Raw genomic sequence first — 25,990 nt, forward strand, 5'->3', positions numbered from 1 at the left:
TTCATCTTTTTCTATCGAAAAAGTGGAGCAGTAGAAAGCCGGTTCTTTAATGCCTAATTAGTCTATTAATCAAGAGTTTCTTGATGATAATTTTGTTTTGGTTTATCTCAAATGACTTCAAAGTATATAAGTTAGTTAATTTATAATTTACATTTTGTACCTGTTGCAATAGCTAGGAGGCTGAGCCTCCAATCTCCTGCTACCAAGTTCAACTGGCTCTTTTTGAGAAATCCTCTTACACTCCTAAACTCTTATACACCTATTATATGTAAAAGGTTTGAATTAACTTACCTCAAGCCTAACTCCGGATTTGAAACTCACAAGTGTAATTTTCAAATTCCATAGGTGTGTAGCGTCGTTTTTAGGGACTGTTAATTCCGACTTAAATCGGAATCTTTTCTTTCTCTACGGCTTAAAGGTAAGAATTCAGAACTATGCATCTTCACTTATCACCTCTTGCCTTTTACCTTATCCTAAGCACCTAGGCCATACATATCCCGCCTTGGAATAAATTCCAAGGCTAATAGCACAAGTCCGTTTCAAGGGACTCAAACACTTTCTGAGTCAGATTTATCTGACTTTAGCTATTAGCCAATAAATAAATTTATTGGCACTCTGAAAATCTGGTGCAAGATATCAGAGAAGCGTGAATATTTCGTAATCCCAAATCCGTCTTGAAAATCTATGACTGATATTTCTCAAATAGGTATTTCTCCTGAGGAAATTATTAACTACCTCAAAAGTGAAATGAGTTTGAGGGAAGTATGTCAAAAAATTTTATATCAAAGAATTATAAACAAGGTCGCCCAAGAGAAGGACATAATTGTAACCACAGAAGAAATTGAAATTGAGGCAGATCGCCAACGTCGGGAACAGCGTTTAGAAAAAGCTGTAGATACATTGACATGGTTGGCTAAGCAACTTGTTAGTCCTTATGATTGGGAAATTGGAATTCGTAATCAACTGCTAGCACCAAAATTAGCACAAACACTGTTTGCTAAAGAGGTAGAAAAGTTTTTTAACCAAAATCGCCAAGAATTCGAGCAAATAGTTCTTTATCAAATAATAGTGACGTGTGAAAAACTCGCTCAAGAACTTTATTACCAAATTGAAGAAGGTGAAATTAGTTTTTATGAAGCGGCTCACATTTATGATATTGATGAGCATCGTAGACAAAAATGTGGTTATGAAGGGAAAATTTATCGTTGGGCTATCCAAGCAAATATCGCTGAGGTTGTATTAGGAACTCCTCCTAAACGCATAATTGGTCCGTTGAAAAGTGAACAAGGCTACCATATTTTGATGATTGAAGAAGTGATAGCAGCAGAATTAACACCTCAAAGATATGAAGAAATTATCAATAATATGTTTCAAAAGTGGTTGGCTGGTGAAGTAGAGAATTTGTTAAATTCTTATGAAATATATATAGATACATTCTAGATTCATTTGAGATATATTATAGATACACAAAATAGTTTTTTAAGTTGTATTTTTTTGATACATCAAATTCAATTATTTGCCAGATAAACACTGATATTACATGGTGATCGATATATTGAAATGAGTCAATTCCAAAATCTCTCAGTCTTGATTTTGATTAAAGTGACAAAAAGAATAAAAAATATTCAAAATCAAGAATTTAGACAACTTTACTCAACGAGAGTTTTGTTTTTAGGCTTTAATATCTTTTTTTTACTTTTTTCTAAATCTATGAAATCTTATTTTACAAAACTACTTTTTGAAGAGTTGATAAAGAAATAATGCAATAAGAAGCAAGTCTTGTAAATTTAATAAAAATATATTGAAAATTATATACATATACAGAATAATTGTAGTGGCTAAGAACTATCAGTTGAGACTGAATTATTTATTGCAGTATTTTAGTCAAAGGCTTGATTTTATCAACATAATTTCCTGATTTTGCCAAAACTTTGGCTAATAATACAGTTTTCAACAACTTAGTGACATCACAAAGTACCAATTAAATATAGCAAACATGTATATAGGACTCCTATTGGATTTTTGAAAATAATCCGTACATTTTGAGCTTAAGCATGACCATATGCTTTTCCTATTACCTGTTGCCTATTGCCTGCCTATATGAGTAAATTCACCAGATAAAATCGGATTACTATAGCTTGGAAAAATCATACTTTTGCACAACAGTAAGTTTTTAGAAAAGCGTTGTGTTTCATTTTACTAAAAAGGATATTTTGTTAAGTAATTCAGTCTTTTGATAGATTACTAGGAAAGTCTTGAAACACAAAAATAGGGGTTGCAATGGTTTTATGAATAATATTTCGATTCTCAATTTTTTGGTCTAAGCTAGGGCAAATTCTCTTGCTAACTAGCGATCGCACTTAAACACGCATTACTTCTACAAAACAGACAGACTCTTGTTAGACTTGGGTAAACTTCGATGCAATAACATCTTTCTCAAAACTGCTGGTCGCCATCATAAATCATTTGTCATTAGTGAATATTAAATACCAATGGCTAATGATAAATGGCGTGAAGTTCAAAATGCAAGGTCATAAGATCGACTTGGATTTAAATCGTAGTCAACCTTGTGCAGTACCATACACCAAGTGAACATTTCAAAGAGCTAGAAATGGATTTTACTGTTGTCTTTGAAGTTTACAACAGCCATGCTTTTTGCTTACATGTTCAAGGTTATATCCTACCACCTGTCAGTTCAGCATCGATGTCTTCTAGTAGCGACGTCTATTTTATAATTTCACAACTTCTAAGAAACACAGAGTTTATGAGGGTACTGCTAACTTAGCTTTTTAGAGCTAACTAATTTTGCAGCTGTGAAACCTTGACCATAAGAATTGCAAAAACAGTTGCAGTGAAATTGTGTGCCCGGATTTTGTGATTGACCAATAGGCTGGTATCCAAAAAAATTCATTGTTGGAGGTGAGCGAGTGTTATCTGTGTTTTCTGAGCAACAACTAGTGGCTCAACAACTCACCATAACTTTCGGTGAGATGCTCTCAACAAAGGAATTAGAGGACTGTTTGGCGGGAGCAGAAATTATAGAACCACCTGTAGCAAAGCAGTTTTGGCAAGCCACAGAAGGTGAAATTGGAATTTATATTGTCATGGCAGGTAAAGTTAGACTGCTAGATAGCTGTGATAACTTGATCGCCACTCTGACGAAAGGAGAAACATTTGGTGAAATAACCCTGTTTCCCACAGCAGAATTCCAGCCATATGTAGCTAGAGCTTCCCATCGCTTAAAATTGTGCTTCATCAGGGGTGAAATACTGCAACGATTGATGCATAGTTCTGCTCAAATCGGCGATCGCCTTTATCAAAAAGCAGAAATTTGGGATTGGTTGGTTAGTTATAGCCAAAACTCATCACAGCTTCAGATACCTGCTGTGCCAGAAATGTTTAAAGTTTTATCGTTATGTGAACGGCACAGTTTGGAAATTGGCTCCCTACCCGTAGAACTATACCAAGATCAGCAATTGTGGCTGCTTTATCGAGGAGAACTGCTAAATACTGATGGTCAAAGGCTAACTCAGGGAGATGTTTGTGTTATCAAAACACAAACTAGTTGGCAAGCAGTTACACCCACAATTATTTACTGTCTTAAAAGTCATAATTGGCAAACAGCACTGCATTACTGTCCACAGTTAGAGATATTAGGCGGTTCGCATTCAACACAAATTGACATTGATGAGGAAACAATACCGCCAGTAAACAAACCAGAACGCCACAGAAAAATTATTCCTTTTCCTGGATCAGAAACATCTACAAAACAACCACAGCCAGACCGAACAAGACAACGCCCTTATTTTCCCAGTCCGAAAGTGCAAATGGGGCATTGGTGGGGACGCCTGACCCGTCGCTATCCCTTTTATGCCCAACAAAGTGCTTCTGATTGTGGTGCAGCTTGCTTGGTAATGATTGGTAGCTATTGGGGCAAGCACTTTAGTGTGAATCGTCTGCGGGATATGACCAACGTCAGCCGTAGTGGCGCATCTCTACGCGCTATTGCCACAGCCGCAGAAAGCCTGGGTTTTGTTACCCGACCTGTGAAAGCCAGTTTTGATAAATTGGCAGAGCAACCTCTACCTGCAATTGTTCACTGGGAAGGCAAGCATTTTATCGTCCTCTATGAAATGACGAAAAAGCGTGTGATTGTGGGTGATCCTGCCATCGGTCAACGCACCCTCACCCCCAAGGAATTTCAAGCGGGTTGGACTGGTTATGCATTGTTGCTGCAACCTACAGCCCTACTCAAAGATGCCAAAAACCAAACTACTAGCCTGTGGAAGTTTTTTGAGTTAGTCAAACCTCACCATAGGGTACTGCTAGAAGTCTTCATCGCTTCAGTCTTGATTCAGTTATTTGGATTGGTAACACCAGTCTTCACCCAGTTGTTATTAGACAGGGTGTTAGTACAACGCAGCGTTACCACCTTAAATGCGATCGCTGTGGGGATGATCATTTTTGGCTTGTTCCGGGTGGTCATGAACGGAGTACGGCAGTACTTGCTGGATCATACTGCCAACCGCGTTAGCGTTGCCTTACTAGTAGGGTTTATCAAACATACCTTCCGTTTACCTCTCTCGTATTTTGAGTCCCGTTACGTCGGAGATATCGTCTCCCGCGTCCAAGAAAACGAAAAGATTCAGCGCTTCCTGACCGGTCAGACATTATCTATCTTGCTGGATTTGCTGACATTAGTAATCTATCTAGGCATGATGTTCTGGTATAGCTGGCGCATGGCGTTGTTTGTATTGTTCACTGTACCGCCATTTTTTATCTTGGCACTGGCTAGCACTAGTATTTTACGCCGCATCTCTAGAGAGATTTTTAATGCTGGGGCAGAAGAAAACAGCTATCTGATCGAATCCTTGACAGGAATTCGTACTGTTCGCTCATTGGCAATAGAACAGACGGTGCGCTGGCGTTGGGAAGAACTGCTGAATAAATTAATCAGAAAAGCCTTTAATGCTCAGGTAATCAGCAATCGCCTCTCGGTGATTACTGGTGTGATTGAAACCTTTGTGAATACCGCTTTACTCTGGTACGGAGCATCGTTAGTTATTAACCAAGAACTCACCATTGGGCAATTAATTGCTTTCAATATGCTGGTAGGTAACGTAATCAGTCCTTTTCAAAGGCTTTCACTGCTATGGAATGAATTACAGGAAATAGTTATTTCCACTGAACGTATTAATGATGTCTTAGAAGCAGAACCAGAAGAAGACTTACAAAATAAACCCCGGAAATCTTTGGGTAGTCTGCGTGGCTATATTCGTTTTCAGAATGTTACCTTTCGCTATCACCCAGAAAGTGAGACTAACGTTTTAGAAAATATCAGCTTTGAAATTCAGCCAGAACAAATGGTAGCTGTGGTAGGACGCAGTGGTTCTGGGAAAACGACCCTGAGCAAATTAATTTTGGGTTTATATCCACCTACCGATGGCAAAGTATTTATCGATGGTCAAGATGTCACTAGTATTTCCTTGCGATCGCTCCGTTCCCAAGTTGGTGTAGTAGACCAAGATACCTTCCTCTTTGGGGGTACTATCCGCGAAAACATTGCCATAGCTCATCCAAATGCTTCTTTGTCAGAAATTATCCAAGCGGCACAAATGGCTGGGGCGGATGAATTTATCCAGCAACTGCCATTGGGTTATGAAACCCAAATCGGTGAAGGTGGTGGAATGCTCTCTGGTGGACAACGTCAACGTCTAGCAATTACCCGTGCTTTACTGGGAAATCCTCGCTTGTTACTTTTGGATGAAGCTACTAGCCACCTAGACGCAGAATCAGAACGCATTATTCAAAATAATCTCAAAACCATTCTGAAAGAACGCACAAGTATCATCATTGCTCATCGTCTTTCTACTGTTCGCAACGCTGACTTAATTTTGGTTTTGGATCGCGGCTTATTGGTAGAAAGCGGTACTCATGACGAACTCATCGCCAAAAAAGGTCACTACTACTACCTGAATCAACAACAACTATCTTAAATAGGTTGATTGTTGGTTCCGACTTCCGAATTCTTATACCAATCAGAAAAATGATTGCGACAGATGGAAATCGCAAACGCTTATCCAATAAATGTTTCACAATCCAAAATCTAAAATCAAAAATTGTATTACTTCCTCACATCTCTAGAGAACATAGCTATGCCACATCCATACACTAATTCCTCATCTGCACTAGCCGATGAACGGGATGAGAAGCAAAGCAATTCACAAACTCAGGATTTTACGACCGTTAAAGAACAGACTCAAGATTGGCATTATGGCACAGAAGAATTGCTAGATGCCTTACCCAGAATTTGGACTCGTGGTGTTCTGTATGCACTGTTAGGTTTTACTGCCCTTGCTTTACCTTGGTCAGTACTTGCCAAAGTAGATGAGACTAGTAATGCCAGAGGACGTATAGAACCTCAAGGTTCAACGCAGAAATTAGATGCTTTGGTAAGTGGTAGTGTCAAGGCTGTCAGAATCAAGGAAGGTGATACTGTCCAAGCTGGGCAGGTTCTGCTGGAACTTGACTCTGATATCTTACAAACCGAACTCCACCAAGCCCAAGAGAAACTAACTGGATTACTCAATCAACGGTTGCAGTATGATGTCATCAAAAACCAACTCCAGTTGGCACTGAGTGTCCAGAAGCAACAGAACCAATCTCAAGCTTTAGAAAAGCTATCCCAAGTGAACCAGGCTAAACAAGACCTGGAAGCAAAACAGCGTCTCTATAACCTACAAAAGCTAGAGAAACAGGCATTACTCAACCAAGCACAGCAACAAATTAACACAAGTCACAATGACCTAAAATCAGCTGAAGGACGTTTGAGTATAGATTCCAGAATTGTTGATCGCTTTAGTAAGTTGTTGCGGGATGGTGCGGTTTCTATAACTCAAATTGATCAACTCAAAAAAGAGCAACAGGAAAGCAAGCAGTTATACCACAAGGCTCAATCTGACATTAAACAAGCCCAACTGCGCTTCGCGGAAGAACAGAGCCGTTATCAAGCAACTATAAATCAGTTAGAGTCTGAAATTGAGCAAGCAAAACTAAAATTACAACAGGAGCAAAGCAATTATCAAAGCTTATTGCAAGCTGGTAAATTGGCGATTCTCAAACAGGAGCAACAACTCAAAGACCTACAAACACAAATCACTACCTTAGAATCTCAAATTGCTCAAGCCAAAAGTCAGGTCACATCTTTAAGGTTACAGTTACAGCAGCGAATAGTGCGATCGCCTATTAATGGCACAATTTTTGAATTGCCAGTCAGCAAGCCAGGGGCGGTAGTACAACTTGGTCAAAGAGTAGCCCAAATTGCGCCCAAAAATACGCCTCTGATAATTAAAGCCCAGATGCCTAGTCAGCAAAGCGGCTTTTTGAAGGTGGGAATGCCAGTCAAGATCAAGTTTGATGCTTATCCTTTCCAAGAGTATGGCATTGCCCAAGGTAAAGTTACTTGGATATCTCCCGACTCGAAAGTTAGTCAAACACCCCAAGGTCAACAAGAAAGCTTTGAGTTAAATATTGCTTTGAATCAGCAGTATCTGCAAAATGGCAACCAACGTATTCTATTGAATCCTGGTCAGACAGCAACCGCAGAAGTCATTATTCGTCAACGACGGGTAATTGATTTTGTCTTAGATCCATTCCAGCGACTGCGAAAAGATGGTTTGAAGCTTTAGTTATTGGTTGGTGGTTGATAGTTGCTTGGTTATCTTGCCAAACAACAAAATTACTTAGAGGGGCTGCATCATGCTTAAGCATCTGACCATTACTTGTTCAGACATGATTCACGACATCAAACTTTCGTGCCAAATTCCTGAGGTTGTGGAGGCGATCGCATCTCAAAAAATCATTGCCGAAGTAGCTAAGGAAGTTGGTATTCAAATCGAGAAAGCAGAACTACAACAAGAAGGAGACAAACTGCGCTTAGAGAAGAAACTCATCAAAGCAAAAGATACCTGGGAATGGCTCAAAAAACATCATCTCTCTTTAGATGAGTTTGAAGAATTAATTTACAATCAAGTTCTCTCCAACAAGTTAGCCAATCATTTATTTTCGGCTGATGTCGAAAAGTTTTTTTACCAACATCAACTAGAATACCTCAGTGCTGCCACTTATGAAGTCATCCTTGAAGATAGAGACTTGGCTTTAGAACTATTTTTTGAGATAGAAGAAGACGAAATCAGTTTTTCAGATATCGCTCGTCAATATATTCAAACTCCAGAATTACGTCGCGCTGGTGGATATCAGGGAGTTCGACGTCGCCACGAATTTCGTCCAGAAATTGCAGCTGCTGTGTTTGCAGCAACTCCACCTCAAATTCTCAAACCAATTACCACTCCTAAGGGAGTGTATTTAATTTGGGTTGAAGAAATCATTCAACCCCAATTAGATGATGAGTTACGGCAACAAATCATTTCGGATTTATTTTCTGATTGGTTAAAACAACAAATCACTAGCATGGATATTGTGATTGAGTTAGACACAGATATAAATAATTTACAATCACAAGATAAAGTGCAGAAACAAGCTTAATCTTGCTATTTACCAACAGTTAAATAATAGTTTATCAATTACTTTATGCAGATTGTAAATGGGTAATTATGATTTACAAAAACTATAAATTACAAACATGATTTTTGATTAAAATATATACAAGCAATCAGAAATACAATAAAGAATCAAGCTTAACTATACTGATTAAATCAATGTAATTAATAACTCTTTAGACGACAAAGATAAACTTTTTCGTCAGTTTTTATTATTTAGCTTTTAATTTTTTTGCTTATATTAAAAAATTATTACCAACAAAATAAAACTAGATTTTTGATTAATTATTTTTATTGCAAAACAGTCAGAATGTAGTGCTTTTTTTCTGAAGATAAGCTATATTAAAAACGTAACCAAAAATATAGATTTGGTTGCACCAAAAACAATAAGCACGATGAATTAATTCCCAGGATAAACCATGAATCTCTTTGATTTAAATCACATCGAAGCTGTTGAATCTAGTAAAGTGATTGGTGGCGGTCACGACTACGACTGGTACGACAAGAACAATGACGATGACGACGACAACGGTAAGAAGAAGATCCGTAATCTTGCTGTTGCAACTTCTGTTGCTGTAGCCGGCGACCGGAAGTTCTTTAAGTACGACTAGTAAGGTTATCAAAAATGTAATCAATCTATTTTTGATTGATTACTAATACGATATCTCTTGAAGTCAAACTTGATTCACACTCAGCGATGTTTGCAATTGCAAGCCATGTGCTGTAATAAGTGCCTAAAGGAAAATCGCAATTTTCCTTTAGTCTTTCTTAGCGAACTTAGCCTAATAGCGAATTATATTCGTCCAAAACTTTTGAGACATCGTTGAAATCACAGCAGAAAACGATTAATAAATTCCCAGGAGAAACCCATGATTATTTCTGATCTCAATCACATCGAAACCGTTGAATCTAATCAAGTTATTAGTGGTGGTTGTGGCCATAAGTACAGAAAGCGTAATGTTGCAGTTGCAGTTGCAGTTGCTGTAGCTGGCGATCGCAAGAAAGACTACGACGACTACAAAGACGACTACTACAAATATTAATAAAAATGTAACCAATCTATTTTTGATTGGTTACTAACAGGATGTCTCTTCTTGAAGTCAAACTTGATTCACACTCGGCGATGTTTGTGCGTCAGGTACTGTAACGGGGAGTTTGGGAAAATCGCAATTTTCTTTTATTCTTCCTTGGCGAACTTAGCCTAGTGACGAATTATATTCGTCAATAACTTTTGAGACATCGTTGAAATCACAGCAGAAAACGATTAATAAATTCCCAGGAGAAACCCATGATTATTTCTGATCTCAATCACATCGAAGCTGTTGAATCTAATCAAGTAATTGGTGGTGGTTGTTGTAAGTACGACGATTGCGACGGATATGGTAAGAAAAAGTTCCGTAATGTTGCTATTGCAACTGCTGTTGCTGTCGCTGGCGATCGTAAGTTCTACAAAAACGACGACTAAGGTTATCAAAAATGTAACTAATCTATTTTTGATTAGTTACTAATTCCAAGTCAAACCTTGTTGCACTCCAAATAAGTACTCTTGTTAATTTCGCTGAAAGCTTCAAGAAGCTTTCAGCGAACTACCTCATCTTGCAAAGGAGGATGTAATTATGAGTGGATTGAAAATTGCTGACCTAAGTTTTTGCGAAACTGAGATTGATAATGATCTGCAAATCCAGGGTGGTTTAATAGACTCTACATTTATGAGCTATATATCAGATATTTTTTGGGATGATTTAGCTGAGTTTGATCAGCATCCAGGAGAGCGTTCTTTGGAAAAGGAGACAACAGATAAGTTCGGAATCAAGCATAAAATTTCAGCGAAGAAAACTAAAAATAGCAAAGTTGTAGCCAATGTAGCACAAGGTACTAAGAATGGTGTAACCTACTCTGGAAGTACAGCAATAGCAACATCATCAGGAGACTAATAGGACTCCTATTCGATTTGTAGTTAGGTGCTTGGGTGCTGAGGAAAAATCCTAAAAATCAGTAAAATGTTGTATCCATCTATGACATTTGCGATCGCCAACAAAATATCTAATGGCTTAATTCCACAAATGGGCAGAATTAGTTCTGCCCATTTTTAATAGGTTTAATATTAATCAATATTCTTGATTGAAGCTATTATGTCAAGTTGGGTTAATCACTTAGAATAAAAAACCTCACCCTCTCCTTGCCAAGGAGAGGGTGAGGTTAAATGGGAATTATAAGTAATCATACGAGCTTGATATTAAATATCCATTTATATAAGAAAAATCCCTTGTATTTTTATCCGAAACAAGGGAATCTGCAAAACGTTAAACGATTTGAACATAAATTACAAAAAATCTACTTTTTTTTATGCCTCTTAAAAGCATTGCTGACATCAGTAAATAAGCCATCTTTATTTATCTTAAGCTACGGCAGATTACTTTGATTCAGCAAAACTTATTCTCATCTCCATTTTTTCATTGTCATTATTTAAACTTTTGTTAGAAGTGTTGGTGACATCTCCAGTAGCAAATGTATTACTGTTTGGTAACTCAAAATCATAACTATCAAAATTAGTATTTGCATTGCTATTAGGAGTAGCCGATATACCACCAATGATGCTGTGTGTAAATTCTACTGGTTCACAAAAATTTAGGTCAGCAACAATCATGTTTCTTCCCTCAAACAAATATGTTTTTTGCTTCCAGTCTCATGTTAGCAAACAACTCAATTTATATTCTTTTTGATTTAAAATCAAAATCAAATATTTACACAATTATGAATTTTTAACTTAGAAATATTTGAAAAATAAATATGTTTTTAAAAACTCATCTCCAAAAAACTATATTAGTTTTCTGTTTTCTGTGGAATAAGTTAATTTACATTTTGCACCTATCCAATCATTAGCCCAAAAACTAAATTTTGGGGCTAATAGCTTCAGTTTAAACTCGTTTTAACGAGTTTTAGATGATGTTGGGTAACGCTCGCGCTCATTCCAACCTAATATTTTCTTAAATATTCCCTGTTCCCTTTTAAATAACTCGACATTGACCAGTATGTCGTAACAGATGGTCACACAAAACCAGCGCTACCATGGCTTCAACCATCGGAACTGCACGCGGTAACACACAAGGGTCGTGACGTCCTTTCCCTGCTAAAAGTGTTTCTTCACCCTCATTAGTTACTGTCTTCTGTTCTTTTCTAATCGTTGCAGTTGGTTTAAATGCTACACGGATAATGATATTTTCACCGTTGGAAATTCCGCCTTGAATACCACCGGAACGGTTGGTACGAGTGCGAATTTCACCTGCTTCATCAATATAAAATTCATCGTTATGTTCAAATCCGCTCAGGAGAGTTCCAGCAAAACCAGAACCAATTTCAAATCCTTTGCTAGCAGGTAGAGACATGACTCCTTTGGCTAAATCTGCTTCTAACTTATCGAAAACAGGATCGCCCAAACCTTTGGGTATATTCCGTGCTACGCATTCCACCACACCACCGATAGAATCGCCTTCCCGTCGGACCTGCTCAATTAATTCAATCATGCGATCGCAACATTCAGCATCGGGACAGCGAACAATGTTACTTTCCACTTGTTCTAAAGTAACGGTGTCAGGGTCGATAACGGCTTCTAAATCTTTGATGCGCTTGACATAACCGATGATTTCCACATTGGCGACTTGACGGAGAATTTTTTTCGCGATCGCCCCTGCTGCAACTCTCCCTATTGTCTCCCGCGCTGATGATCTACCGCCACCTTGCCAATTACGAATTCCATACTTAGCATCGTAAGTTGCATCAGCGTGGGAAGGGCGATACTTAAATGCCATTTCATCGTAATCTTGGGAACGAGTATCTTTGTTACGCACTACAATTGCGATCGGTGTTCCCAGAGTTTTACCTTCAAATACCCCAGAGAGAATTTCGCATTTATCTTCTTCTTTGCGAGGCGTAGTAATCTTACTTTGTCCTGGACGTCTGCGATCAAGTTCTATTTGAATTTCCTCAGTGGAAATTTCGAGTTGAGGAGGACAACCATCAATTACAACTCCCACACCACCGCCGTGGGACTCACCAAATGTAGTGATGCGAAATAGATGTCCGAATGTGTTGCCCATAATATCGAGGAAGTATTGTCTCGATTGTTTATTTTACCTGAAGTTTTGTTGCTAACACTGACAGGAAAATTTTTGCAAAAGCGACTATAAACAAAACACCGTAAATGCACACGTCAAAAACATCTGTGTCTATCTGTGTGCATCGGTGTCCATCGGTGTTCGATTTCTAAAATTTGATTTGTGGGTTAAAAGGAGAAAGATTGCCTAATTGTGTGAATCCAGAAGTTTATGATGTGGTTGGTAATCAATAATAAGTAATAGGTAATTGGAGAAAAATATTTTTCCCATTACCCATTACCCATTACCCATTACCACTTATGTCTAATCCAGTCGTAAATTTCTACATATTTTGCTCCTGGATGGTTCCATGAGTAGTCATAGTCCATACCCTGAAGGGCGAGTTGGCGAAACTCTTCGGGCTTTTCATACCAGAGTGCGATCGCTCGATCCATTGCTGACTCTAAAGCATGATAATCGGTATCATAAAATACGTAACCATTACGTTCTTCTGGAGGTAATTTTTGATCGTAATCCCGGTCGAATACCGTATTCACGAGTCCACCAACACCACGAACAATAGGTACGGTTCCATACTTTAAGCCGATCATCTGAGTTAAACCACAGGGTTCGTAATTGCTGGGGACAATAATCATGTCTGCGCCGGCATAAATTAGGTGAGATAATTCTTCGTTAAAGCCTAGTTCTAAATGGACATCGGGATTATCGTTTAAAAAGTGTTTTTCGTGCTGGAAATGAGCGTTAATTCCAGGTTCTGTAGCAGAACCCAGTAAAACAAATTGCGCTCCTTTATTGAGTGCATGATAAATCCCATGATGAACAAGATGCACGCCTTTTTGATTATCTAATCGACCGATGTAAGCAATGATTGGTTTGTCACTATGGCTGAGCATTAATCGCTCTCGCAAAGCTTTTTTGTTATATGCTTTTTGTTCAAAATCAGCTTGGCTGTAGTTATAGGGGATATAGCGATCAATTTCGGGATTCCAAAAATCATAATCAATACCGTTAAGCACCCCACTAAACTTGTCTTGGTGCAGATACAAGGTATGACCTAAACCACAGCCAATATCTGTATGGCGGGCTTCCCAAGCGTGGTAAGGTGAAACTGTGGTGACAGCATTGGAGTAAACAATACCCCCCTTCATTAAGTTCAAAGCAAAGGGATTAAAGTTGTCACGTAAGTGATCATACTGGAAGTAGTAAGACTCTCGGTTCAAACCTGTTCCCCGGAGAATATCAATACCACCTATACCTTGGTGCTTAAAGTTATGGATGGTGTAGCAAACCCGCTGATATTCCATGCCATGATATTTGTAAATTTCATAAAGCATGACTGGAACCAAGCCTGTTTGCCAGTCATGGCAATGGATGATATCAGGTCGTTTGTTACTTTTGAGCAGAAATTCTAAAGCAGCTTTGCAAAAGAACGCAAAGCGAATGTTGTCGTCATCACAGCCGTAATAGCAGCCACGGTTAAAGAAATTATCTTCACAGTGGGGTTCAATAAAGAAACACACTCGTCCATGTACCCAACCGCAGTATACAGAACAATGAATTGCAGCGTCATACCAGGGTACCCACAAATTGATATAAGCATCGTGAAGTCCCCAAATATGGTCATAACGCATACAATCGTACTTGGGCAATATGATCTCTACACAATGCCCACGACCTTCTAATTCTCGGCTCAATCCGTAAACTACGTCGCCTAATCCGCCTGCTTTAATTACAGGAGCACATTCCGAGGCGATTTGCACAATATACATGCCTTACCCTCGCTTCACAAAACTTCATCTTTCTATCTTCTCACCAGTATATGAAAGATGTACTCATTGACAACAGGGTAGCAGGGTGATAATTGAAATTGCGATCTGAAGTTGTTGATTGTTGTTTGTTGGTTGTTAGTGGGTACAGACGCGATTAATCGCGTCTGTGCAATAGTGGTTAGTGGTTATTCCCACACCCCTCACACTCCACCCTACGGGAAGCCGCGCAAAGCGCGTCTACACACCCCTCACACCCCTCACACCTCCCCATCTCCCCACCTCCCCCACACCAAAATACATCCATAGATAACATCCCTAACAAACTTATTCATTCGCTAGGAAGAGTAATAAAACTGGCTGTCTTAATAGGCTAGTACTGAAAAGATAAAAACAGCTTAGGGAGACGAATATGGCTCTTTATAAATTAACAGATTTTGATGCTAATTACCGGGATACATTTGGTGGAAATGACATCAAAGGAATGAGTGTCTATGCAGAAGGAACTAATGAAAAGATTGGTACAGTTCATGACGTTTTAGTCGATGAAGAAGGTCATTTCCGCTATTTGGTAGTGGATATGGGCTTTTGGATTTTTGGTAAGAAAGTATTATTGCCTGTAGGACGTTCTCGGATAGATCATACTAGCGATCGCGTCTATGTTATGGGCATAACCAGAGAACAAGCAGATAATTTACCGGAATACGACGAGCGTCAAACTATTGATTACGATTATGAAGAAAGGGTACGGGGTGTATATCGTACTCCCTCAGTTCCTGTAGATGCATCCGCACCCCTAGAAGCATCTGCTCCTCTATCCTCACAAGCAGGTGTAGATTTGCCTCAGTCTACCACTGATTATCCTGACGCTACTCCCGTATATGACCGTGATAACTACACCTATGATCGCGAACCTTCTTTGTACGGGACGAATGAGCAAAATCATCAAACCCTCAGACTGTACGAAGAGCGTTTGATTGCTAATAAACGACGCCAGAAAGTTGGGGAAGTTACTGTTGGTAAGCATGTTGAAACTGAAATTGCACGAGTTGCAGTTCCTGTAGAAAAAGAACGAGTAGTTGTGGAAAGAGTTACTCCCAACGACGCAGGTAGAGCAGTTGCTCCTGGCGAAGCAACCTTCGGTCAAGGTGAAGTTACTCATATGGATATTTACGAAGAAACTCCTGAAATTCGCAAAGAAGCCGTAGTACGTGAAGAAGTCAGAGTCAGAAAAGAAGTAGACCAGGATACTGTTGAGACTCAAGACACAGTACGTCGGGAAGAATTAGATGTAAATACTTCTAATCTGCCGATCGAGGAACGTTAATAACACAGGCAATTAGTCTAAGTTATTTTATGGACTGTAATAATTTGCATTGCTGTATGTAGATATATAACTTATGACTAGTTGTTCAAAAAGTGTAGGTGAATCAGGTTGATTTTACCTACACTTAATAGCTTCTATCTGTAAGGAAATATAGTAGATAATTATTTTTAGATATATTCTTAATAAAAATGAAAAAGCAATTAATTAGCAAGAAATTTCATGTAAATTATTTACTTGACAAATTAAGAAGAAAAATTAGGAACTTTGCAGTTGTCGATCGGCAAAATTTGCTAATTGGTAGGGTGAAGGACTTAATTATAGATTATCATCACCAAGTAAATATAATTGTTACTCGTTTTATAGAGTTACCAAATCAAACAGCTTCAGGGATTTATAGTTATTTATTATTACCTAGCAAATTCATTAGTAAAATTGACCTAGCTACTAAATCCGTTATATTAGACATAGACAAATCTCTAATTAAGCATATGTCTGAATATTCCCAATCACCGATGAATCATAATAATTTAGATACTTCTAATATAGACCCAATAAGTCATACTGCTCAAGACCTGAATTTAGAACAAAAGACAGAAGAAGAGATTATCCAGTTGTTAAGTGAACGGTTAATTGTTAATAGAAGTAAACGAAAAGTTGGAGATGTTATTGTTCGCAAAGAAATTGAAACTCGAATGGTGCAAGTTCCCGTTCGACATGAAAAATTGATTGTTGAACAAGCAAGTCCAGAAAATAAATTACTTGCAGAAATTGATCTCAATCAAGGAGAGATTTCTGGTGTTGAACTGAGCCAAGTAGAAAAACATGATGTTGATATATATGATAGTAATTTGACTGTAAGTGGTGAGTTTAATTCACCTAAAATTGCTAGCCTACTTTTAAATGCGATCGCGTTAGAGCGAAACCATGGTTGTCAAAGGGTGCGAGTCACTATTATGGTTGAAAACGAAGAATATCAGCAAAAATATCAGGAGTGGTTTGAACGCACATCAATTCAGTAAAAATCTAGTTGAAGAAGCAGCATAGCTGCCTTCTTTCTTATCAAAAAATCAAATAATATAACATTCATAAATAATTTGTGAAAGCCCAGATAACCGACTTATTCAATAAGTTGAATACCTGGGTTTTGCAATTCTCCATAACAAAACTAGTCAATTATAACAAAGGCAACAAAATTGTGAATTTTGTACCAACACCAACTTCTGAAAACAAATGAAATTTACCACCATGTCTGGCTGTAATAATGCGATAGCTGACTGCAAGACTAGTTTCTTTATCAGCTCTTTTTTTCACAGATAAAGAATCTAGAATTTGCTGTTTTAATTCCTGAGACATTCCTGATCCATTGTCTCTAATAGAAATGGCAACCCAACGTGAATCTGGCGCTCCTGGTGTAGTAGAATCTTGAGATATGACTTCTGTGGTAATCTCAATTCGGGGTTTATCAGCTTTTTTGATAGGATTTAACTGATATCTTACTGCTTCATCAAGTAACCAATCTACAGACTGACTTAAAAGATTCATAAATACTTGATATAGTTCTCCAATAAAACAATACACTGGAGGTAGACTGCCATAATTTTTAACTATTTCTATTTCTCCCCGGATTTTGCTATTGATGATTAATAAGATATTATCTATACATGCATGTAAATCCGCAGGTTTAGGGTAAACCTCATCAATATGACAAAAATTTTGTAAGCTTATGACTAGTTTTTTTAATCTTTCTGCACCAGCACGAATACTAGTAAGGGCTTGTAATATATCTTGTTCTAAAAAGTCAAATTCTATTTCTTCTTTGAGAGAATCAATTTCTTTATTAGGTGATGGTAAATGACTTTCATAAGCTGCGATTAGTTTTAGCAAATCTTGGCTGTAGTTGGAGACATAAGTCAAGTTACCCCATATAAAGCTGACTGGATCTAAAATTTCATGGGCTATCCCGTCTACCAAGCGTCCTAGACTTGCCATTTTGTCATTTTGAATCATTTGGGCTTGGCTACGTTCATAGCGTACTTGAGTTTCAATACCCCGAATTTGCCAAGAAGCAATATTCAATTGCTGTACATCTAACAGTCTGTAGGTATTATCAACAGTTTGCACCACTACTGGTTCGGCTAAAAGTTCAGGCGATCGCTTCAGCGCCAGTTGCATGGCTGCCAAAATCGGCGTACTCTCAGGTAGGATTAAAATTGGAGTACGAGCATAACTGTAAATTACACTTAGGGGTTGATGAAACAACAACTCTTGTCCATAAGGTCGGATTAAAAATTCCAGCAGTCGTCGCTGCGAAATCATTCCAGCATATTTTCCCTGTTCCACTAGGATTGCTCCTGGTAGCAGTGGGTTTTTCTCAAATACTCTGGCTACCTCTGTACCAGTACAGCTGGTTTCAACTTGGAAGTTATACAACTGTAACTCTTCGAGAGTTGATTCTAAATTAAGATCGCGATCGCTACCACTCAAAAGTAATGGTAGTGATATTTCTGAGCAATATTCTTGTGCCATTTGACACCCTGGATTTTAGAAACACGCAGATTGAATAGCCAACATTTTAACCTCTGCAAATCTTTTCTAGGGAAAATAGCTGGATTAAGTGTGTAAAGAGATACGAGTTTCTTATTTACTGAAGAATCTATGAGATTTGATGGAGCGATCGCTCCATCAAATTGGTTACACCCTGTTTAGCTTACGCAATTCCAACCAACTTGGCGCTCAAATCCCACATACGTTCGCCTTTAGCATCATCGCGCGCTTGGGGAGAGACTTGTTGCACAAACGACTTACCATCTTTTTTCTGGCGATTTCCCCAACTCCAGTAAACTCCAGATTGGGCGTATTCGGGATCAGCAACGACTGCTGCAACCCGTTCACCGGACAATTCCTGAGATACGTATCCTCCAGTGATGTACTTCTGGAACAAGGGGAAAAGTTTCTGAAACAAGGGATAATGGTTGCGAAACAGAGGTGTTTCCGCAACACATCCAGGATACAGAGAACTAAAGATAATGCCGGTTGACTCGTGATAGCGGCGATGTAGTTCCCGCATCGTCAGCACATTGCAGACTTTGCTGTCTTTGTAGGCTTTCACGGGTTCAAATTTCTTGCCATCAATCATTGTAATTGGCTCTTTGAATCCTTGTTCAAAGCCTTTGAGATCACCCAAATCTGGCCGAGGCGGAATTTTTCCACCCAGTTCGTCCGGGTTGTGTGTCACAGTCCCCAAAATCACCAGCCGTTTGTCCGCAGCAGGTGAATTCTTCAGATCCTCTAACATGAGGTTACACAAGAGGAAATGACCAAGGTGATTTGTAGCAACGGTCAACTCATAGCCTTCTGGGCTTCGCAATGGTCGCTTTAACAAAGGCATATAAATTGCGGCGTTGCACACCAAAGCCTCTAGGGACTTACCGCTTGCTCTGAAGTCCTTGACAAACTGTCGCACACTTTCTAAAGAACTCAAGTCGATATGCATGATTGTGTAGCTGTCCTGTGGTATTCCCACAGTTTGAGCAGCTTTTTCCGCCTTCGCCAAATCCCGACAGGCCATAACCACGTGCCAACCTCTTTTGGCAAGCGCTTTCGCAGAATATAAACCTACCCCAGAGGAAGCACCTGTGATTATAACTGTTGACTTCCGATTGTGTTCCATTCTCTTGAGACTACATTGACCACCGTTGATTTTTCCCATGATCTCACACTAGTGATCCACCAGCGCTGATTTTGTTACTAAACTTCGGCTAAGAATTACTCAAATCTGTAGATGTTTGCACCACAATAAATTCACTCACATCATTGAATTGGGGCAATAGGCATGGACAGATTCAAATTTGATCTATGTCATCTATAAGAAATAGTTAGCGATCGCGTTTATGTATAGTGTTAACTCAAGGTATTAGCTCAGAACATGAGCTTTTTACGTGTAAAGGTAGATAATCATTGTTTTTGTGGATCTAACTCTAGAAATAAAGACTATCTGACTATGGATGGTTAGGTCAGCTTCGTAGGTCTGTTAATCTGTAATCATGATAGAAAAGCGCACTGACAAAAAGTTAAACCGCCCAAAACTTTAACGGCAGTTGCAATAAAAAAATACTCAAGCTACTGACAGTGCATATAAGACACAGACATAGACGGTTATAGAGTGTTGCTAGCTAACTCTATTTTGTCGCAAATAACGAGAGGTAAAACCTCGATAAAGCGGTCGAAATTTGCGAACGTCTAGGGTCTATAAACCTCTAACCTTATTATCTCTAAAACTCTATCTTCAACTATATTCTGTTCGCAACTATTAAGGAGTCGAATCATGAATCTTCTTGCTTGGATTGTATTAGGTTTGTTGGCTGGCGCGATCGCCAAAGCAATTTATCCTGGTTACCAAGGTGGTGGTATCCTGGCAACAATGCTGTTAGGAATTGTGGGTGCAGTCATCGGAGGAACTTTAGTTAATTTATTGCAAACGGGAACTTTTGCAATTACCACTGCTAGTTTCAGTCTTGCTGGTCTGTTCGTAGCGGTGATTGGTGCGATTATTGCAATTTTCTTATATTACCAATTTACTCGCAGCGCTTACTAAAGCTTCGGTGTCAAGGGTAATGAGAATTGGGTAAGGGAAAAATCTTTTCTCTTACCTTTTTGTTTTTGAATATGCAAGCCTGAAAGCCCGAAAGCCCGCAAGTAAACTGCGAGCTAATAGTTCAAGTCTACTTGAAGTAGACTAAGAAATTTTATAGTCGTCTTGCTTGGCTGTTGTTGTGTAAGTTTACAAGACGTGAACAAATAGGGATTAATGCCAGGGCGTTGCATAAAATGGGGATGTAGACGCGTAGCGGCTTCCCGCAGGGTATAATGAACCACCAAGACGCCAAGAGCGCCAAGGATTGAGTTTTTGTCAATTAAAAGATAAAACAAAATCATCCCGCTTTCTCTGCAACGCCTTTAAGTTCTAATCTCAAGCAGTAAGCTTTAATTTGTCAAATGCATACTACGGATTTCAATCCCTAATAGGGATTAATTGAAGTTGCAACGCCTGGATGAAAGCAACGGAGGGTTACGGGTTTGGGTTTCAATCCCTAATAGGGATTAATTGAAGTTGCAACTTGGGGCTGCACCCGATCCAGGATTAGTTACAGCATCGAAAGTTTCAATCCCTAATAGGGATTAATTGAAGTTGCAACCGGCGGAGATGATTGGGGCAACTCCATGGGCAACAATGTTTCAATCCCTAATAGGGATTAATTGAAGTTGCAACATGAAGTCCTTGAGGGTGGTCTCGCTCGAGGTTGCTGTTTCAATCCCTAATAGGGATTAATTGAAGTTGCAACTATACTGCGTCCGGGAATCGCTCCTGGAGGATATGCTCGCGTTTCAATCCCTAATAGGGATTAATTGAAGTTGCAACATAATGCTACAGGCGATTGCGCAGGATCTTCAGGCGTTTCAATCCCTAATAGGGATTAATTGAAGTTGCAACTCGATTCCCCACGTGCTGATGCCAGGGATGAGTTTCAATCCCTAATAGGGATTAATTGAAGTTGCAACAGGGGTCAGAGCGATCGCTCGCTTTTTCTTGTTGGTTTCAATCCCTAATAGGGATTAATTGAAGTTGCAACGAAATCAGCAAATCGAAGTGGCGAAAGTAGCTTGTTTCAATCCCTAATAGGGATTAATTGAAGTTGCAACTCGCTCGGGGCGTCCAGCTCGTCTGCATCGATCGGGTTTCAATCCCTAATAGGGATTAATTGAAGTTGCAACACCACACACTGCCAAAACTTGAGTTAGTGAAAGCAGTTTCAATCCCTAATAGGGATTAATTGAAGTTGCAACTATGAATGATTGATAGAGATACCTGCAGGTAAAACAGCAGCGTTTCAATCCCTAATAGGGATTAATTGAAGTTGCAACGTCGATTCCGTGTACCTCATAAGTATTTGCCTCGCACAGGGTTTCAATCCCTAATAGGGATTAATTGAAGTTGCAACTAGAATCCAGTATCCGAAATTGTGCAGAAATTTCCCCGTTTCAATCCCTAATAGGGATTAATTGAAGTTGCAACCGCCTTGGAGTGTAAAAACATTTTTTGGCATAGGGTTTCAATCCCTAATAGGGATTAATTGAAGTTGCAACGAGGCTTCCCACGTTTTTGTTGGCGCGATCGCGGTTTCAATCCCTAATAGGGATTAATTGAAGTTGCAACGGTCCACCCATCGGTACGACAGGCATCAATTGGGGTTTCAATCCCTAATAGGGATTAATTGAAGTTGCAACCTGAGCCGGGAGCCGATGAGGCACAGCCGGTGTCCGAAATAGGCGTTTCAATCCCTAATAGGGATTAATTGAAGTTGCAACTGGTACATACCAAAGAAAAAGAGAGAAACAAATGTTTCAATCCCTAATAGGGATTAATTGAAGTTGCAACAAAATCGCCCACAAACGGAGATTGAGATAGTATCCAGTTTCAATCCCTAATAGGGATTAATTGAAGTTGCAACTTCCTCCCAGCGAGTTTAGTGATTATTGGTTGCCAGTTTCAATCCCTAATAGGGATTAATTGAAGTTGCAACGCAATCGAATTTGCGCTAGAGAATCCATTCACCGTGTTTCAATCCCTAATAGGGATTAATTGAAGTTGCAACATCGACAAGCTGCGTGACGCGGAAGAGGCTTTTGTTTCAATCCCTAATAGGGATTAATTGAAGTTGCAACCAATCGCAAAGTAGTGATTGTGCCAGTTGCTGAGGTTTCAATCCCTAATAGGGATTAATTGAAGTTGCAACGGTACCGAGTACAGTAGCCATTATCATGTTTGATTTTGTTTCAATCCCTAATAGGGATTAATTGAAGTTGCAACTTGGCGGTTCCCAGCACTGAAAGCCAAGGCATAGTTTCAATCCCTAATAGGGATTAATTGAAGTTGCAACTCTTTTCAAGCTTGTGTTTGCGCATAATCGCCCGTTTCAATCCCTAATAGGGATTAATTGAAGTTGCAACTTTGTTGTTCCTGTCTCTCCATCTCTTTGTTTGGCGTTTCAATCCCTAATAGGGATTAATTGAAGTTGCAACTTTAACTGGAGCGGGCATAACTTCCGCCAATATGGTTTCAATCCCTAATAGGGATTAATTGAAGTTGCAACTATACTAGCCTTCCTAGTACCGTTCCAGGTAGCCCGTTTCAATCCCTAATAGGGATTAATTGAAGTTGCAACAATCTGATACCGCCCAGCAGCTTTTGTCCAGGGGGTTTCAATCCCTAATAGGGATTAATTGAAGTTGCAACCATCTTAGTATATCAAATGTATCCATGCATGAATTGTTTCAATCCCTAATAGGGATTAATTGAAGTTGCAACATCTCTACTTCTGTCCGAAATCCAAGAATCTCGATCGTTTCAATCCCTAATAGGGATTAATTGAAGTTGCAACAATCTATTCTCGCCCAGAGGGAGTCTGCTCTCAGTTTCAATCCCTAATAGGGATTAATTGAAGTTGCAACCTGATATCTGTATTTAGCAACTCTTTCAATAAGTGGTTTCAATCCCTAATAGGGATTAATTGAAGTTGCAACAATAGTGATTAATTCTGGATCGCCTCCAGCTTCTGGTTTCAATCCCTAATAGGGATTAATTGAAGTTGCAACTTAATAGATGTTGTTGCGGTTGTCGCACTTACATTGTTTCAATCCCTAATAGGGATTAATTGAAGTTGCAACTCCTGGAAGATGTAACTCAGTGGCATCAATACTACGTTTCAATCCCTAATAGGGATTAATTGAAGTTGCAACAGTTCTCTGGGTTCAAAAACTATCCCCAAGCCGTTTGCGTTTCAATCCCTAATAGGGATTAATTGAAGTTGCAACTTCAGGGTGGTATGGGAGCCTGGGGGATTGATGTTTCAATCCCTAATAGGGATTAATTGAAGTTGCAACGGCGTGTAGCCATTGCTAATCCTTCCATGTGATTGTTTCAATCCCTAATAGGGATTAATTGAAGTTGCAACTTATTGGTTGCCAAACGCATACGTCAATGCAAATGTTTCAATCCCTAATAGGGATTAATTGAAGTTGCAACTCTGCGTGTGCTATTCTATCACACGCAGACTTTGTTTCAATCCCTAATAGGGATTAATTGAAGTTGCAACATCGCGATCGCCTCACTGACTTTAATTCCGTTAATAGTTTCAATCCCTAATAGGGATTAATTGAAGTTGCAACTTAATAGAGGTGGAGGATGAGCATTAAAAAGAATGTTTCAATCCCTAATAGGGATTAATTGAAGTTGCAACAGGCGACTTACACCGCTGCTAGCTACTCCAGTATGTTTCAATCCCTAATAGGGATTAATTGAAGTTGCAACCTTTTTGCCGGCTTTCAGAAAAGATTATTAAGTGTTTCAATCCCTAATAGGGATTAATTGAAGTTGCAACTCTTTTAAACTTTCGGCTGCTGATTTTCAACGTTTCCGTTTCAATCCCTAATAGGGATTAATTGAAGTTGCAACTGCCAGGTTTGTTCCCGAAATTCTCTGCGAGCCGGTTTCAATCCCTAATAGGGATTAATTGAAGTTGCAACGAGGAGTGTGTAAGTCTTAGTCTGGTGTTGTACCTGTTTCAATCCCTAATAGGGATTAATTGAAGTTGCAACATAAGCTTTGGTGAGCCGAAAATACAATTTGAAGTTTCAATCCCTAATAGGGATTAATTGAAGTTGCAACGTTGCCACCAGTTTAGCACAGCGCGCTACCAAGTTTCAATCCCTAATAGGGATTAATTGAAGTTGCAACCTGATCGCGGCCTGCACACTTTCGCAGCCCACAGCACGTTTCAATCCCTAATAGGGATTAATTGAAGTTGCAACAGAAGCACAGGCAGAGCAATCCTACTCACTACAAGTTTCAATCCCTAATAGGGATTAATTGAAGTTGCAACCCAGTCCCTGCAAGTTGAGAAAGTTGAGATTTCAAGTGTTTCAATCCCTAATAGGGATTAATTGAAGTTGCAACGCAAATATCCAATTTCGCTAATTCTCTAATGCCCTGTGTTTCAATCCCTAATAGGGATTAATTGAAGTTGCAACAGCTAGATTCAGGAGCTTTGCTGTATATGGTTTTCAAGGTTCAGTGGTGCAGACCTGGACAAAATATAGCTTTTCAGCCATCGAGGTGTCAAGATGAATTATGAAAAAATAGGTCAAAAGCTTTGCTGGTAAGACTTTCAGAATTGGTGCAAACCTCTATCTGAGTGTAAAAGGGTTCAAAGCCATAACAGGTAGGGCTTGTAGCCATTAAATTTGACTGCTTTTTTTAAACACCTACAGGTTTGCACCAACTCTAAGCTGAAGAGAGATTAATCTTTATTTATCGACTATAGCAAAACTTGTAACTACGCTTTTGGATCTGGCTTTTGCCGTTTAGCTGGAACCACCTCGAACTCAAAAGTAGCAATACGGCGATCGCCAATATAAACTTCTATTTTATGCTTACCCATAGGATCACCAGTTGCGATCATCCAAGAGTTTGTAATCACACCATCTTTGATTGAGTCTGTGCGTTGAATATTTGCTGCTGTACCGTCAGGTGACAATGAGAAATTATCAGTGTTACTTGTTGCCCAACTTTCAGGAGGTTTTGGTAACTGAAGGACTTCTCGCCATGTTACCTCACCCTGGTAGTCTTTGAGTTGAATCCGCCAACCATAGGCTATTCCCTCTTGCAGTGGCACTTTTGTTGTGGGGATGAGGGTAGTTTTCCCGTTTTTTTCAACCCTAAAAACCCCAAATTCAGCTTTACTCACAAAAATTGGTTTAGCAGTTGTATTTTTCTGCACCTGTCTATTGGGTAATTTAACTGCTTCCACAGCCAAAACTGGTGATATCAACCAAGACAAAGCTAATCCAACACTACAAACCCAAACTTTTGGTTGCATAATTTTTTTAGTATAGAGTGATATTTATTCATAAATAAGCAACCTCTTTGTTTCAGATAAATTATTAACACTTTTGATGTATAAATTTTTTTGCAGTCTAGTTAAAACCTCAAGAGTTAAACAATTTCACAAAACTTATACCAATGCAAAAATTGTTTAAGGACAGATAACCCCACCCACCTAACGGCACCTTCCCGAGCTCGCTGAGGGTTGGGGAGGGGTCTGATACTAATAAAAATTGAGTAGAAAATGCATCTACAATAGACACAATTCCACTCATCATTTTTGC

General features: G+C 39.1%; 18 protein-coding genes and 1 CRISPR repeat array. Of the genes, 11 read left to right on the plus strand and 7 right to left on the minus strand.

From position 1 onward, the window contains the following. Positions 1-684: 684 nt before the first annotated feature. From UYK_RS0112725 to UYK_RS0112765, 8 genes are all read left to right on the plus strand, one after another. A complete protein-coding gene (locus UYK_RS0112725; RefSeq protein ID WP_009458834.1) occupies positions 685-1,440 on the plus strand; it encodes a foldase protein PrsA in 756 nt (251 codons plus the stop codon). A gap of 1,487 nt (positions 1,441-2,927) precedes the next feature. After that, positions 2,928-5,996, plus strand: a complete 3,069-nt coding sequence (locus UYK_RS0112735) for a peptidase domain-containing ABC transporter (RefSeq protein WP_016871517.1) — start codon at positions 2,928-2,930, stop codon at positions 5,994-5,996. 159 nt (positions 5,997-6,155) lie between these two features. After that, positions 6,156-7,688: a beta-barrel domain-containing protein gene (locus UYK_RS0112740; protein ID WP_009458832.1), complete on the plus strand. Its 1,533-nt coding sequence runs from the start codon at positions 6,156-6,158 to the stop codon at positions 7,686-7,688. Positions 7,689-7,758: 70 nt separating this feature from the next. Continuing rightward, entirely contained in the window at positions 7,759-8,544 is a 786-nt protein-coding gene (locus tag UYK_RS0112745) for a peptidylprolyl isomerase (RefSeq protein ID WP_009458831.1), read from the plus strand. A 433-nt stretch (positions 8,545-8,977) separates the two neighbouring features. Further along, entirely contained in the window at positions 8,978-9,169 is a 192-nt protein-coding gene (locus UYK_RS0112750) for a hypothetical protein (RefSeq protein ID WP_009458830.1), read from the plus strand. 258 nt (positions 9,170-9,427) lie between these two features. Next, positions 9,428-9,601, plus strand: a complete 174-nt coding sequence (locus tag UYK_RS26770) for a hypothetical protein (RefSeq protein ID WP_009458829.1) — start codon at positions 9,428-9,430, stop codon at positions 9,599-9,601. Positions 9,602-9,846: 245 nt separating this feature from the next. Then, the gene (locus tag UYK_RS26775) at positions 9,847-10,023 is read left to right on the plus strand and encodes a hypothetical protein (protein WP_009458828.1); all 177 of its coding nucleotides are present in this window, start codon (positions 9,847-9,849) and stop codon (positions 10,021-10,023) included. 151 nt (positions 10,024-10,174) lie between these two features. Beyond that, positions 10,175-10,492 (plus strand): hypothetical protein, encoded by a 318-nt coding sequence (locus tag UYK_RS0112765; RefSeq protein WP_009458827.1) that lies wholly within the window; start codon positions 10,175-10,177, stop codon positions 10,490-10,492. Positions 10,493-10,971: 479 nt separating this feature from the next. On the opposite strand, the gene UYK_RS0112770 is transcribed toward UYK_RS0112765, so the two are convergent. From UYK_RS0112770 to glgA, 3 genes are all read right to left on the minus strand, one after another. Beyond that, the gene (locus UYK_RS0112770; RefSeq protein WP_009458825.1) at positions 10,972-11,205 is read right to left on the minus strand and encodes a hypothetical protein; all 234 of its coding nucleotides are present in this window, start codon (positions 11,203-11,205) and stop codon (positions 10,972-10,974) included. Positions 11,206-11,566: 361 nt separating this feature from the next. Next, positions 11,567-12,655, minus strand: coding sequence for a chorismate synthase (gene aroC, locus UYK_RS0112775; protein ID WP_009458824.1), 1,089 nt, complete (start codon positions 12,653-12,655; stop codon positions 11,567-11,569). Between the two features lie 308 nt (positions 12,656-12,963). Further along, entirely contained in the window at positions 12,964-14,442 is a 1,479-nt protein-coding gene (gene glgA / locus UYK_RS0112780) for a glycogen synthase GlgA (protein ID WP_016871518.1), read from the minus strand. Between the two features lie 409 nt (positions 14,443-14,851). Here glgA and UYK_RS0112785 point away from each other — a divergent pair, with 409 nt between their 5' ends. After that, positions 14,852-15,766: a DUF2382 domain-containing protein gene (locus UYK_RS0112785; RefSeq protein ID WP_009458822.1), complete on the plus strand. Its 915-nt coding sequence runs from the start codon at positions 14,852-14,854 to the stop codon at positions 15,764-15,766. Between the two features lie 188 nt (positions 15,767-15,954). Further along, positions 15,955-16,785, plus strand: a complete 831-nt coding sequence (locus UYK_RS0112790) for a YsnF/AvaK domain-containing protein (protein WP_009458821.1) — start codon at positions 15,955-15,957, stop codon at positions 16,783-16,785. 154 nt (positions 16,786-16,939) lie between these two features. Here the strand turns inward: UYK_RS0112790 and UYK_RS0112795 are convergent, their stop codons facing one another. Further along, a complete protein-coding gene (locus UYK_RS0112795) occupies positions 16,940-18,292 on the minus strand; it encodes a sensor histidine kinase (protein WP_009458820.1) in 1,353 nt (450 codons plus the stop codon). Between the two features lie 181 nt (positions 18,293-18,473). Then, positions 18,474-19,436: a protochlorophyllide reductase gene (locus UYK_RS0112800; RefSeq protein ID WP_026086454.1), complete on the minus strand. Its 963-nt coding sequence runs from the start codon at positions 19,434-19,436 to the stop codon at positions 18,474-18,476. A 654-nt stretch (positions 19,437-20,090) separates the two neighbouring features. Here UYK_RS0112800 and UYK_RS0112805 point away from each other — a divergent pair. Further along, entirely contained in the window at positions 20,091-20,360 is a 270-nt protein-coding gene (locus UYK_RS0112805) for a GlsB/YeaQ/YmgE family stress response membrane protein (protein ID WP_016871519.1), read from the plus strand. Positions 20,361-20,774: 414 nt separating this feature from the next. After that, a CRISPR array of direct repeats spans positions 20,775-24,853; the repeat unit is 37 nt; unit sequence GTTTCAATCCCTAATAGGGATTAATTGAAGTTGCAAC. A gap of 305 nt (positions 24,854-25,158) precedes the next feature. Here the strand turns inward: UYK_RS0112805 and UYK_RS0112810 are convergent. Beyond that, positions 25,159-25,701 carry a hypothetical protein gene (locus UYK_RS0112810; protein ID WP_016871520.1) on the minus strand — a complete coding sequence of 181 codons (543 nt, stop codon included), beginning with the start codon at positions 25,699-25,701 and terminating at the stop codon, positions 25,159-25,161. 109 nt (positions 25,702-25,810) lie between these two features. Continuing rightward, on the minus strand, positions 25,811-25,990 hold a 180-nt coding region (locus UYK_RS27265; protein WP_235182327.1), incomplete at its 5' end, for a hypothetical protein.

This window comes from Fischerella thermalis PCC 7521 (assembly GCF_000317225.1).
GTDB lineage: Bacteria > Cyanobacteriota > Cyanobacteriia > Cyanobacteriales > Nostocaceae > Fischerella > Fischerella thermalis.

Coding starts and splice junctions, on each gene's coding strand:
- glgA (WP_016871518.1), bottom strand. CDS start 14,442: ATGTATATTGTGCAAATCGCCTCGGAATGTGCTCCTGTAATTAAAGCA.
- UYK_RS0112765 (WP_009458827.1), top strand. CDS start 10,175: ATGAGTGGATTGAAAATTGCTGACCTAAGTTTTTGCGAAACTGAGATT.
- aroC (WP_009458824.1), bottom strand. CDS start 12,655: ATGGGCAACACATTCGGACATCTATTTCGCATCACTACATTTGGTGAG.
- UYK_RS0112785 (WP_009458822.1), top strand. CDS start 14,852: ATGGCTCTTTATAAATTAACAGATTTTGATGCTAATTACCGGGATACA.
- UYK_RS0112805 (WP_016871519.1), top strand. CDS start 20,091: ATGAATCTTCTTGCTTGGATTGTATTAGGTTTGTTGGCTGGCGCGATC.
- UYK_RS0112750 (WP_009458830.1), top strand. CDS start 8,978: ATGAATCTCTTTGATTTAAATCACATCGAAGCTGTTGAATCTAGTAAA.
- UYK_RS26775 (WP_009458828.1), top strand. CDS start 9,847: ATGATTATTTCTGATCTCAATCACATCGAAGCTGTTGAATCTAATCAA.
- UYK_RS0112770 (WP_009458825.1), bottom strand. CDS start 11,205: ATGATTGTTGCTGACCTAAATTTTTGTGAACCAGTAGAATTTACACAC.
- UYK_RS0112800 (WP_026086454.1), bottom strand. CDS start 19,436: ATGGAACACAATCGGAAGTCAACAGTTATAATCACAGGTGCTTCCTCT.
- UYK_RS0112810 (WP_016871520.1), bottom strand. CDS start 25,701: ATGCAACCAAAAGTTTGGGTTTGTAGTGTTGGATTAGCTTTGTCTTGG.
- UYK_RS0112745 (WP_009458831.1), top strand. CDS start 7,759: ATGCTTAAGCATCTGACCATTACTTGTTCAGACATGATTCACGACATC.
- UYK_RS0112740 (WP_009458832.1), top strand. CDS start 6,156: ATGCCACATCCATACACTAATTCCTCATCTGCACTAGCCGATGAACGG.
- UYK_RS0112790 (WP_009458821.1), top strand. CDS start 15,955: ATGAAAAAGCAATTAATTAGCAAGAAATTTCATGTAAATTATTTACTT.
- UYK_RS26770 (WP_009458829.1), top strand. CDS start 9,428: ATGATTATTTCTGATCTCAATCACATCGAAACCGTTGAATCTAATCAA.
- UYK_RS0112795 (WP_009458820.1), bottom strand. CDS start 18,292: ATGGCACAAGAATATTGCTCAGAAATATCACTACCATTACTTTTGAGT.
- UYK_RS0112725 (WP_009458834.1), top strand. CDS start 685: ATGACTGATATTTCTCAAATAGGTATTTCTCCTGAGGAAATTATTAAC.